11 protein-coding genes are annotated in these 11,113 nt (G+C 67.8%); 8 read left to right on the top strand and 3 right to left on the bottom strand.

Annotation, left to right across the window (positions count from 1 at the left end):
- Positions 1–12 precede the first annotated feature (12 nt).
- Positions 13–456 carry a succinate dehydrogenase hydrophobic membrane anchor subunit gene (locus tag BLR91_RS13340; protein ID WP_018189998.1) on the bottom strand — a complete coding sequence of 148 codons (444 nt, stop codon included), beginning with the start codon at positions 454–456 and terminating at the stop codon, positions 13–15.
- Position 457: 1 nt separating this feature from the next.
- The gene (gene sdhC, locus BLR91_RS13335; RefSeq protein WP_081626591.1) at positions 458–874 is read right to left on the bottom strand and encodes a succinate dehydrogenase, cytochrome b556 subunit; all 417 of its coding nucleotides are present in this window, start codon (positions 872–874) and stop codon (positions 458–460) included.
- A gap of 161 nt (positions 875–1,035) precedes the next feature.
- Between sdhC and BLR91_RS13330 the strand changes: the two genes are divergently transcribed.
- The gene (locus BLR91_RS13330; RefSeq protein ID WP_018190000.1) at positions 1,036–1,260 is read left to right on the top strand and encodes a hypothetical protein; all 225 of its coding nucleotides are present in this window, start codon (positions 1,036–1,038) and stop codon (positions 1,258–1,260) included.
- A 16-nt stretch (positions 1,261–1,276) separates the two neighbouring features.
- Here BLR91_RS13330 and BLR91_RS13325 read toward each other — a convergent pair whose 3' ends face one another.
- On the bottom strand, positions 1,277–2,416 hold the full coding sequence (locus BLR91_RS13325) for a mannose-1-phosphate guanylyltransferase (RefSeq protein WP_020075454.1): 1,140 nt from the start codon (positions 2,414–2,416) through the stop codon (positions 1,277–1,279).
- Between the two features lie 74 nt (positions 2,417–2,490).
- On the opposite strand from BLR91_RS13325, the gene BLR91_RS13320 reads away from it, so the two are divergent.
- The 7 genes from BLR91_RS13320 to BLR91_RS13290 all read left to right on the top strand — a co-directional run bounded on the left by BLR91_RS13320 (position 2,491) and on the right by BLR91_RS13290 (position 11,103).
- Entirely contained in the window at positions 2,491–3,624 is a 1,134-nt protein-coding gene (locus BLR91_RS13320) for a glycosyltransferase family 4 protein (RefSeq protein ID WP_089874761.1), read from the top strand.
- 332 nt (positions 3,625–3,956) lie between these two features.
- A complete protein-coding gene (locus tag BLR91_RS13315; RefSeq protein ID WP_089874762.1) occupies positions 3,957–5,090 on the top strand; it encodes a magnesium and cobalt transport protein CorA in 1,134 nt (377 codons plus the stop codon).
- Positions 5,091–5,268: 178 nt separating this feature from the next.
- Positions 5,269–6,351: a BMP family lipoprotein gene (locus BLR91_RS13310; protein WP_018190004.1), complete on the top strand. Its 1,083-nt coding sequence runs from the start codon at positions 5,269–5,271 to the stop codon at positions 6,349–6,351.
- Positions 6,352–6,564: 213 nt separating this feature from the next.
- Complete coding sequence (locus BLR91_RS13305) at positions 6,565–8,085, top strand: ABC transporter ATP-binding protein (protein ID WP_020075451.1); 1,521 nt, start codon at positions 6,565–6,567, stop codon at positions 8,083–8,085.
- Complete coding sequence (locus tag BLR91_RS13300; protein WP_089874764.1) at positions 8,082–9,380, top strand: ABC transporter permease; 1,299 nt, start codon at positions 8,082–8,084, stop codon at positions 9,378–9,380. Before BLR91_RS13305 ends, BLR91_RS13300 begins: the two co-directional genes overlap by 4 nt.
- Complete coding sequence (locus BLR91_RS13295; protein WP_018190007.1) at positions 9,377–10,669, top strand: ABC transporter permease; 1,293 nt, start codon at positions 9,377–9,379, stop codon at positions 10,667–10,669. The genes BLR91_RS13300 and BLR91_RS13295 overlap by 4 nt, the downstream gene beginning before the upstream one ends.
- A complete protein-coding gene (locus tag BLR91_RS13290) occupies positions 10,666–11,103 on the top strand; it encodes a cytidine deaminase (RefSeq protein ID WP_089874766.1) in 438 nt (145 codons plus the stop codon). Before BLR91_RS13295 ends, BLR91_RS13290 begins: the two co-directional genes overlap by 4 nt.
- The last annotated feature ends 10 nt before the right edge of the window (positions 11,104–11,113 follow it).

The raw sequence follows: 11,113 nt of genomic DNA, 5'->3' as shown, positions 1-11,113 counted from the left end.
GTTGTCGAAGGATCAGCGTGCCGGGCAGAAGGACGGCAGGTCGGAGGCCGCGGCGCCGGCCGGGCACGGGTCGAACGTGAAGATCACGAGCGTTCCGAGCACGATCAGCACGACGACCGCGGCGAGGACGGCCCACTTGAGGATGCGGTTGACCACCCGGTTGTAGGCGTAGTCGTTGATGAGCGTCCGCATCCCGTTGCCGCCGTGGATCAGGGCGAGCCACAGCATCAGGAGGTCCCAGACCTGCCAGAACGGCGTGGCGTACTTGCCGGCGACGAAGGCGAAGTCGATCTGCTTGACGCCGTCGCCGAGGACGAGGTTGATCAGCAGGTGGCCGAAGATGAGGATCACGAGCAGGACGCCCGAGAACCGCATGTAGATCCAGCCCCACTTCTCCCAGTTCTTGCCGCGGGAGGATCGGGCTGCGGGGGTGCGCGGCGCCTCGATGGTCGTCACGTCAGTTCACCTCCGAGAAGATGTGGACGAGCTGGACGGGCACGAAGCCGGCCATCAGGATCACCCACAGCGCGATGACGATCCAGAACATGACCTTCTGGTACTTGACGCCCTTGCTCCAGAAGTCGATCAGGATGATGCGGATGCCGTTGAAGGCGTGGAACACGATGGCCGCGACGAGGGCGATCTCGCCGAGTCCCATGATCGGGTTCTTGTAGGTGCCGATCACCGCGTTGTAGGCCTCGGGGCTCACGCGGATGAGCGACGTGTCCAGGATGTGGACGAGAAGGAAGAAGAAGATGGCGACGCCGGTGATGCGGTGGAGGACCCACGACCACATCCCCTCACGGCCACGGTACAGAGTTCCGCCGGGCCGGGTCTTGGCCGGCTGCAGGGTCCCTGTCGCTTGGTCTGACACGGACAACCCTCCCTGGTTGCTGATCGCTGATGCGGCGCGGTGAGCGCAGCGCCAGTCTATGCCGGGTGGGGTCCAGCCGCCTCTTAGGGTGACCTCAGTTATCTCGATGTCGAGATAACCCGCCCTGTACGCCGGGATCGGCCGGGCGTACCGTCCACGCCATGACACAGGACGAACCGATCATGCAGGGAAGCACCGACGCGACGGACGAGAGCAAGGTCGCCGGCATCGTCGAGCAGGTCCGCGCGGACATGCAGCTGCGGGGCTCCGAGGACAGCGAGCGGCTGCTGAAACAGCGGCTCGACGAGGCGGGCATCCAGCTTCCGCAGGAGGAGGTCTCGCGGCTGGTGCACGAGGTGCAGAACGGACCGTCGGTCGTCGACTGACTGACTGACTGACCGACTAAAGGACGTCGGTGGATCCGGTGATCTTCAGCGCATCCACCACGGCCTTCACCCGCTGCGCGTTCTCGCTCGTGGTGACGAGCAGCGCATCTGGGGTGTCGACGACGACGATGTCCTTGACGCCGATGAGGCTGATCACCCGCTTGCTCTGACTCACCACGATGCCGCTCGACGAGTCGGACAGCACCCGGGCGTTCTCGCCGAGGATGGCGAGGTCCGACTTGCGGCCGCCCGAGTTGAGCTTCGCGAGCGACGCGAAGTCGCCGACGTCGTCCCAGTCGAAGTAGCCGGGGATGACGGCAAGCCGCCCGGCCGCGGCCGCGGGCTCCGCGACCGTGTAGTCGATAGCGATCTTCTCGAGCTCCGGCCAGATCCGGTCGACGGCGGGGCCGCGGGTCGCGGGGTCGTCCCACGCCTCCGCCAGCTCGAGCAGTCCGGCGAGCAGCTTCGGCTTGTTGCGGCCGATCTCCTCCAGCAGCTTGTCGGCCCGCGAGATGAACATGCTCGCGTTCCACAGGTACGAGCCGTTCGCCAGGTAGCGCTCGGCGGTCTGCAGGTCCGGCTTCTCCTTGAAGGAGTCGACGGCCAGCGCGCTGGGGGCACCGGCGATCTCGAGCCGCTCGCCGTAGTGGATGTAGCCGAACCCGACGGCAGGCTCCGTCGGCTGGATGCCGATGGTCGTGATGTAGCCCGCGCGCGCAGAGGCGGCCGCCTCGCGCACGGCCGACTGGAACAGCGGGAGGTTGTTGATCACGTGGTCCGCGGCGAACGAGCCGATGATCACGCCGGGCTCGCGGCGCTCCAGGATGGCGGCGGCGAGGCCGATGGCCGCGGTGGAATCGCGCGGCTCGGACTCCAGCACGACGTTCGGGTCGGTGAGCGACGGCAGCTGCTGCTCGACGGCGGCGCGGTGGGCGCGGCCCGTGACGACCATGATGCGCTGCTCGCCTGACAGGGGGGCGACGCGGTCCCAGGTATCGCGGAGAAGCGTCTGGCCGGAGCCGGTGAGGTCGTGCAGGAACTTCGGGGCGTCCGCCCGCGACAGGGGCCACAGCCGCGAGCCGATGCCGCCGGCCGGGATCACGCTGTAGAAGCGCTCGATGGGCGGGCCCTGTGTGATCCTGCGCTTCTGAGTCATGCCGAAAGGATAGCGAGCGTCGCCGGACACCGGCTGTTCACGGTGACGACACCGGCGCCGCCTAGCGTGGCGTCATGCGGGTCGCGGTGGTCAGCGAGAGCTTCCTCCCCACAGTCAACGGGGTCACGACGAGTGTGCTGCGGGTGCTCGACCATCTGGCGGCCGAGGGGCACGAGGCGATCGTGATCTGCCCGGACGCGGGGGCGCCGGCGGAGTACAACGGGTTCCGCATCCACCAGGTGCCGTCGGTCGCGTACCGCCAGTTCCCGGTCGGGCTGCCGAGCCCGCAGGTGCAGCGCATCCTTGCCGGCTTCGGCCCCGATGTGCTGCACGCCGCCTCGCCGTTCTTCCTGGGGGCGCAGGCGATCGCGGCGGCCAACCGGATGGGTGTGCCGTCCGTCGCGATCTACCAGACGGACGTCGCCGGCTTCGCGCGCCGCAACGGGCTGGGCGTCACCTCGGCCATCGCCTGGAAGTACGTCCGCTGGGTCCACGAGGGCGCCGACCTGACGCTGGCGCCGTCGGCGGCGAGCGAGTACGACCTCCGCACGGCCGGCGTCACGCGGGTCGCCCGCTGGGGACGCGGCGTCGACCTGGTGCGGTACCACCCCAATAAGAGGAGAACGTCGGCGGCGGCCGCTCTGCGGGAGCGCCTGTCGCCGGACGGCGAGACCGTCGTCGGGTACGTCGGCCGCATCGCCCCGGAGAAGCAGGTGGAGCGGCTGCGCGCGCTCCGCGGGATCGGGAGTGTGTCGCTCGCGATCGTCGGGGACGGCCCGTCGCGCGACGCCGTCGCCCGCGAGCTCCGCGGCATCCCGGTGACCTGGCTCGGCCGGCTCGGCGGCGAGGATCTCGCCGCCGCCTACGCCGCCTTCGACGTCTTCGCGCACACCGGATCCGAGGAGACGTTCGGCCAGACGGTTCAGGAGGCCCACGCGTCCGGGCTCCCGGTGGTCGCGCCGCGCGCGGGCGGCCCGATCGACCTCGTCGAGCACGGCGTGGACGGACTGCTATTCCGCCCGTCGGACGACCGCGCCCTGCGCGCAGCCGTCTCGATGCTCGTCCGCGACGGCGCCTTGCGTCGCCGCATGGGGGAGGCCGGACGCCGCGCCGTGCTCGGACGCAGCTGGGATGTCGTGTGCGGCGAGCTGACGCGCCACTACGAGCGCGTGATCCTGAGCGCGGTGACCGCGACGGCGGTCCGGTGACGGCGGAGCGCTCGATCTGCCGTCCGTCCGCCCGCCGAAACGGAGGTCGGCCGGCCATCGGAGCCCCACTCTGTCCTCCGTTCCTCGCGACGCGCCGAGCAGTGCGTGCTGATCGCCTCCCTTCTCTCTCGGCCTGTCCCGCGCACGAAAGGGAGGCGTATCCGTCGCGAGATCGGCGGATCGGCGCGAAAGGGAGGTGGATGGCGTGCGCCCAGGCGCGGGCGACCTCCGTGTCCAGCGTCCGGAGGGTTCGCGAGCGTACAGTTAGGTGGCCCCTCGGGCCGTCCTGAACTCGTGTCGACTCGACGTCGTCCGGACCACGGAGGTGACTTATGGCCAACCAGAACCGACGCGGCATCCCGATGCCCTTCGTGACGCGCACCCGCCGGGTCGAGCCTCCCTCTCCGGCCGTCGCGACCTCGCCGGTCGAGACGCCCTCGGGTCGGCGCAGCATGGTGGACAGCGCGATCTACGCCGACGGCGTCCGCGTCGCCTCCCCGACGTCTCTCGCCGAGACCTACGCGGCGCTCGATCGCACCCCGGGTGGGGTCGCCTGGATCGGCCTCTACCGGCCGAGCGAGCAGGAGCTGCTGTCGCTGTCGGAGGAGTTCAACCTCCACCCGCTGGCGATCGAGGACGCCATCGTCGCCCACCAGCGCCCCAAGCTGGAGCGCTACGACACCGTCCTGTTCGTGGTGCTCAAGGCGGCGAACTACCTGGACGTGCCGGAGGAGGTCGACTTCGGCGAGCTGCACCTCTTCGTCGGACGCAACTTCGTCATCACGGTCCGCCACAGCGAGTCGCCGGACCTCTCGCACGTCCGGCAGAGGATGGAGAGCGAGCCGGAGCTGCTCGCACTCGGGCCGCAGGCCATCCTCTATGCGATCATCGACGCGGTCGTGGATGCGTACAGCCCGGTCGTCGCGGGTCTCGCCAACGACATCGACGAGATCGAGACGCAGGTGTTCGGCGGGGACGCCCTGGTCTCCCGACGCATCTACGAGCTGTCCCGGGAGGTCATCGACTTCCAGCGGGCGACGCATCCCCTCTCGGCGGTCATGCTGGCGCTCGAGCGCGGCTCCGTGAAGTACGGCGTGACGCAGGAGCTCGAACGCCGGCTCCGCGACGTCGCCGACCACCTCACGCAGGTCAACGAGCGCGTCGACGGGTTCCGCTACCTGCTGCGCGACATCCTGACGGTGAACTCGACCCTCGTCTCCGAACGGCAGAACGAGGAGATGACGCGGTTGGCGCACTCCAGCAACCGGCAGGGCGAAGAGGTCAAGAAGATCTCCTCGTGGGCGGCCATCCTGTTCGCGCCGTCGCTCATCGCCGGCATCTACGGCATGAACTTCACGCACATGCCGGAGCTGTCCTGGCCGTTGGGATACCCGCTCGCGGTCCTCGCGATGCTCGGCCTGAGCGGTCTGCTGTACACCATCTTCAAGCGGCGCGGCTGGCTCTGAGTACCCCTCCCCGAATGGGGGACGGGCTGCTCGAATGAGCACGTGCCAACCGGGTGAGCGTTTGTAACGCTTGCATGAAGAACCCGGATTTTCGAACGGAGTGGTTCGTCACATTCGGTAACGTGAACCGCAGAAGCCTGCGATTACCCGCGCGGCTACGCATCTTGGAGGAACAACCTTGTCAATCACAGCCCGAAAGGCCGGACTCCTCGGCCTCGCGGCGGTCGGCGTCATGTCGCTGCTCGCTGCCTGCTCGGCTGCCCCGTCGGACAGCTCGTCCGGTGGCGCCGCGAAGAGCGACTTCCTGCCCTGTATGGTCTCCGACTCCGGTGGATTCGATGACCACTCGTTCAACCAGCTCGGCTACGAGGGTCTGCAGCAGGCCGCGAAGTCGCTCGACGTGAAGTACAAGCAGGCGGAGTCGAAGAGCGAGAACGACTTCGCTCCGAACATCCAGAGCATGGTCGACGCCAACTGCAACCTCGTCGTGACGGTCGGCTTCCTCCTCAAGGACGCGACCGAGAAGGCCGCGAAGGCCAACCCGGACGTGAACTTCGCGATCATCGACGACAACGAGATCCAGGCGAAGAACGTCAAGCCGATCATCTTCGACACGGCCCAGGCCGCGTTCCTGGCCGGCTACGCCGCCGCCAGCTACTCGAAGACCGGCATCGTCGGCACCTTCGGCGGAATGCAGATCCCGACGGTCACCATCTTCATGGACGGCTTCGCCGACGGTGTGAAGTACTTCAACGACCAGAAGGGCAAGTCGGTCAAGGTCGTCGGCTGGGATGTCGACAAGCAGAACGGCCTCTTCACCGGTGGCTTCGACGCCAACGAGACCGCGAAGAACACCGCTCAGGGCATCATCGACCAGAACGCCGACGTGATCATGCCGGTCGGCGGACCGATCTACCAGTCGGCCGCTCAGGCGATCAAGGACTCCGGCAAGCCGATCGCGATGATCGGTGTCGACGCCGACGTCTACGAGTCCGACCCGACCGTGAAGGACCTGCTCCTCACCTCGGTCATGAAGGGCATGAAGCCGGCGACCAACGACGTCGTCACCCAGGCCGCCAAGGACAAGTTCGACAGCACCCCGTACGTGGGCACGCTGAAGAACGACGGCGTCGGCATCGCCCCGTTCCACGACTTCGAGTCGAAGGTGGACTCGGGTCTGCAGGGTGAGCTCGACAAGATCAAGGCCGGCATCATCGACGGCTCGATCAAGGTCACCTCGCCCTCGTCGCCCAAGCAGTAACAGCGACGAGAACGCTCGACGGGGAGGTCAGCCACGGCTGGCCTCCCCGTTCCGTTCCCTCCCCGCCTTCCTCGCTCATCTGAGCACACACTGACATCTGCGCAGGAAGGTAGGGTTGAGGATGCGCGACGAGGCCACCAGCCGTTCCGCGTGCCCCCTCCTCACAAAGGCTCTTCGCTCCCCCCGGGCGAGTAGAGAAGGAAACCCACCCGAATGAAGCTCGAACTCCGCGGGATCACCAAACGGTTCGGTCCCCTGGTCGCGAACAACCACATCGATCTGACCGTCGAACCCGGTGAGATCCACTGCCTGCTCGGCGAGAACGGCGCAGGCAAGTCCACCCTCATGAACGTGCTCTACGGGTTCTACCAGCCCGACGAGGGCGAGATCCTGCTCGACGACGTCGTCCAGCACTTCTCCGGCCCGGGTGACGCCATGAAGGCCGGCATCGGCATGGTGCACCAGCACTTCATGCTCATCCCCGTCTTCACGGTCGCCGAGAATGTCATGCTCGGCCACGAGCAGACGAAGTTCGGCGGCCGTCTCGACCTCAACGCCGCTCGGGCCAAGGTCCGCGAGATCTCCGCCCGCTTCGGCTTCGACGTCGACCCGGATGCGCTGGTCGAAGACCTCCCGGTGGGCGTCCAGCAGCGCGTGGAGATCATCAAGGCGCTGTCGCAGGATGCCAAGGTGCTCGTCTTCGACGAGCCGACGGCCGTGCTGACGCCGCAGGAGACCGACGAGCTCATGGCGATCATGCGCCAGCTCAAGGAGCAGGGCACCGCGATCGTCTTCATCACGCACAAGCTGCGCGAGGTGCGCGAGGTCGCCGACCGCATCACCGTCATCCGACTCGGCAAGGTGATCGGCGAGGCGCAGCCCACCGCCACCAACGTCGAGCTCGCGTCGATGATGGTCGGCCGCGCGGTGTCGCTCACGGTGGACAAGAAGCCGGCGACACCCGGCGCCCCGGCGCTCGTGGTCAAGGACCTCTCGGTGATCGACCCGATCGGGCAGATCGTCGTGAACAACGTGAGCTTCGAGGTGGCCGCCGGTGAGATCCTGGCGATCGCCGGCGTTCAGGGCAACGGCCAGACGGAGCTGACGGAGGCGATCATCGGCCTCCAGCCGCGTGTGCAGGGCGAGATCCTGCTCGACGGTAAGCCGATCCAGGGCCACAGCGTCCGCAAGGTGCTCGACGAGGGTGTCGGGTTCGTGCCGGAGGACCGCAACGAGGACGGCCTGGTGGGGGAGTTCTCCATCCAGGAGAACCTCATGCTCGACCGCTCGACGAGCGACCCGTTCGTGAAGGCCGGCAACATCCAGTTCTCCTATCTGAAGCAGTTCGCCGAGGACAAGGTGCGCGAGTTCGACGTGCGCACGCAGTCCATCGACGAGAAGGTCGGCCGACTCTCCGGCGGCAACGCGCAGAAGGTGGTGCTCGCCCGCGAGCTCAGCCGCGAGCTGCGGCTCTTCGTGGCGGCGCAGCCGACCCGCGGTCTGGACGTCGGCTCGATCGAGTTCGTGCACAAGCGCATCGTCGAGACCCGGGATGCCGGCATCCCGGTGATCGTGGTGTCGACGGAGCTCGACGAGGTCGCCGCCCTCGCCGACCGCATCGCCGTGATGTACCGCGGCGGAATCGTAGGAATCGTGCCGGGCAACACGTCTCGCGACGTGCTCGGCCTCATGATGGCCGGCGAGTCGCCGGAGCAGGCAGGAGCAGCAGCATGACGGGGACCCCCACGCCCGGCCAGCCCGTGGCGTCGGCCCAGCCCGTGGAGCCCGGCACGCCGGCTCCCGCACCAGCGGGCGAAGAGCCCTCGCGCTGGAACCAGGCGGTCCGCGAGATCATGAGCGGGCCCGTGGTCATCTCGATCCTCGCGGTCGTCCTCGCCCTCATCGTCGGCGCCATCCTCATCGCGGTCACCGACCCGGAGGTGCAGCGCGCGGCGGGGTACTTCTTCGCCCGGCCCGGTGACACGATCGCCGCCATCTGGACGTCGGTCTCCGACGCGTACGTCTCGATGTTCCAGGGCGCGATCTACAACTTCCGCCGGCCGTCGTTCAGCGCGGGCATCCGGCCGCTGACCGAGACGCTCACCTTCGCCACTCCGCTGATCGTCAGCGGTCTCGGCGTCGCGCTGGCCTTCCGCGTCGGCCTGTTCAACATCGGTGGTCAGGGGCAGATCCTCATCGCCGCCGCCGCATCCGCCTGGGTCGGTTTCTCGTTCGACCTGCCGCCGGTCATCCACCTGGTGCTGGCCGTCGTCGCCGGCATCGTCGGCGGAGCGATCTGGGCAGGGATCGTCGGCCTGCTGAAAGCCCGGACGGGTGCGCACGAGGTGATCGTCACGATCATGCTCAACTACATCGCGTTCTATCTGATCTCGTACATGCTCCGCACGCAGGGGCTCCTGCAGGCGCCGGGGTCGAACAACCCGAAGGCGCCGGCGGTCCACGCCAACGCGATCTTCCCTCCGCTGCTCGGTGCGCAGTACAACCTCACCTGGGCCTTCGTGCTCGTGATCGGCGCGACGGTCTTCGTGTGGTGGCTGATCAACCGCTCGAGCCTCGGCTTCCGCTTCCGTGCGGTGGGCGAGAACCCGAACGCCGCACGCGTCGCGGGCATCAACGTCAAGAACGTGTACGTCTACGCCATGCTCATCGCCGGTGGACTGATCGGCATCACCGGCGCCAGCCAGGCGCTCGGTGTCTTCCCGCAGGGCATCAGCTCCGGTGTGGATGCGGGCATCGGCTTCGACGCGATCACGGTCGCGCTGCTCGGTCGGTCGCGTCCGTGGGGTGTGTTCATCGCCGGCCTCCTCTTCGGAGCCCTCAAGGCCGGTGGGTACACCATCCAGGCGGCGAACGACATCCCGATCGACATCGTCCTGATCCTGCAGTCCCTCATCGTCCTGTTCGTCGCCGCGCCACCGCTCGTGCGCGCGATCTTCCGCCTGCCTGCTCCGGGGAGCACTCCCCGGAGACAGCGCCCCATCGTCACGAAGGAGGTGGCGGCCAAGTGAGCACCACCGCCCCCGTCGTTCCCGACTCCTCGCCGATCGTCCTGGAGAAGGCGGAGATCCGCTCCTGGAAGGCGCCGATCGCTTTCGGCATCTTCGTGCTGGTCAGCCTCATCCTGTTCTTCGGGTTCTCCCGGCACGGTGAGAGCACGTTCCGCTTCTCGGAGAAGTCGGATGCCGTCCGTCTGCCCACACTGACGGTCGACAGCTTCGTCACCACCACGGTCGTGACCATCCTCCTGATCGCGCTCACCCTGTGGAGCGCGTACCTCTCCTACCGGGCACGCCGGACGCCGATCTGGGTCGTCATCGTCTTCTCGCTTCTGTTCATGTTCGGCTTCCTGACCTGGGCGGACTCGGGCAGCCCGTATCCGGTTCCGGTGACGGGCCTCCTGCTCGGCACCATCAGCCTCGCGGTCCCGCTCGTCTTCGGCGCGCTCGGCGGCGTCGTCTCCGAGCGCGGCGGCGTGGTGAACGTGGCCATCGAGGGCCAGCTGCTCGCCGGCGCGTTCGTCTCGGCCATGACGGCGACGCTCACCGGCAGCTGGGTCGTCGGCCTCATCGCCGCGATGGTCGCCGGTGTGCTGGTGTCCTTCCTGCTCGGCGCGTTCGGGATCAAGTACCTCGTCGACCAGGTGATCGTCGGCGTCGTGCTCAACGTGCTCGTCGTCGGTCTCACGAGCTTCCTCTACTCGAAGGTGCTCGCGGGCAACCCGCAGCTGCTCAACCACCCGCCGCGCCTGCCGAACTGGCCGATCCCGGTGCTCAGCGAGATCCCGATCGTCGGCAAGGTGCTGTTCGACCAGTCGATCATCGAGTACCTCATGTACATCGCCGTGTTCCTGGTCTGGTTCGGCCTGTTCAAGACGCGTTGGGGCCTCCGGCTCCGGTCCGTCGGCGAGCACCCCGAGGCGGCGGACACCGTCGGCATCAAGGTCAACAGCACCCGGTTCTGGAACGTCTCGCTCGCGGGCGCCATCGCGGGCCTCGGCGGCGCGTACTACACGCTCGGCTCCGTCGGTGCGTTCTCGAAGGAGATGACCGCAGGTCAGGGCTTCATCGCCCTCGCGGCCGTGATCTTCGGCCGTTGGGATCCCATCAAGGCCACGCTCGCCGCCCTGCTCTTCGGCTTCGCCACGAACCTGCAGAACGTGCTCAGCACCATCGGCTCGCCGGTCCCGAGCGAGTTCATGCTGATGCTGCCGTACGTCGTGACGATCCTCGCCGTGGCGGGCCTCGTCGGCATCTCGCGTGCTCCTGCTGCCGACGGAAAGCCGTACATCAAGTCATGAGCGCCGTGGACCAGAACCCCGATTCGATCGACTGGGATGCGCTGCGGTCCGCCGCGATAGAGGCCATGTCGCACGCGTACGTCCCGTACTCCAAGTTCCCGGTCGGTGCGGCGGCGCTCGTCGACGACGGCAGGATCGTCAGCGGCTGCAACGTCGAGAACGCCAGCTACGGCGTGACGCTGTGCGCCGAATGCGGGCTCGTCTCGTCGCTCGCGATGACCGGCGGCGGCCACCTCGTCGCGTTCACGTGCGTGAACGGCGACGGCGACATCCTGATGCCCTGCGGCCGCTGCCGCCAGTTGCTCTACGAACACTCGGCGGAGGGGATGCTGCTCGAGACGGTCTCCGGCATCCGCACCATCGACCAGGTGCTGCCCGACGCTTTCGGGCCGCGCCAGCTCGCCGCCTACGCGGCCGAGCACGACAACGACTGAACAGAGGAAC

The organism is Leifsonia sp. 466MF, assembly GCF_900100265.1.
GTDB lineage: Bacteria > Actinomycetota > Actinomycetes > Actinomycetales > Microbacteriaceae > Leifsonia.
The sequence above is the reverse complement of the archived record's forward strand: the minus strand, read 5'-3'. Positions and strand labels throughout refer to the sequence as shown.

Bases quoted from the DNA above. Each gene is read 5' to 3' on its own strand.
- BLR91_RS13330 (WP_018190000.1), top strand. From the start codon at position 1,036: ATGACACAGGACGAACCGATCATGCAGGGAAGCACCGACGCGACGGAC.
- BLR91_RS13325 (WP_020075454.1), bottom strand. From the start codon at position 2,416: ATGACTCAGAAGCGCAGGATCACACAGGGCCCGCCCATCGAGCGCTTC.
- BLR91_RS13320 (WP_089874761.1), top strand. From the start codon at position 2,491: ATGCGGGTCGCGGTGGTCAGCGAGAGCTTCCTCCCCACAGTCAACGGG.
- BLR91_RS13315 (WP_089874762.1), top strand. From the start codon at position 3,957: ATGGCCAACCAGAACCGACGCGGCATCCCGATGCCCTTCGTGACGCGC.
- BLR91_RS13305 (WP_020075451.1), top strand. From the start codon at position 6,565: ATGAAGCTCGAACTCCGCGGGATCACCAAACGGTTCGGTCCCCTGGTC.
- BLR91_RS13300 (WP_089874764.1), top strand. From the start codon at position 8,082: ATGACGGGGACCCCCACGCCCGGCCAGCCCGTGGCGTCGGCCCAGCCC.
- BLR91_RS13290 (WP_089874766.1), top strand. From the start codon at position 10,666: ATGAGCGCCGTGGACCAGAACCCCGATTCGATCGACTGGGATGCGCTG.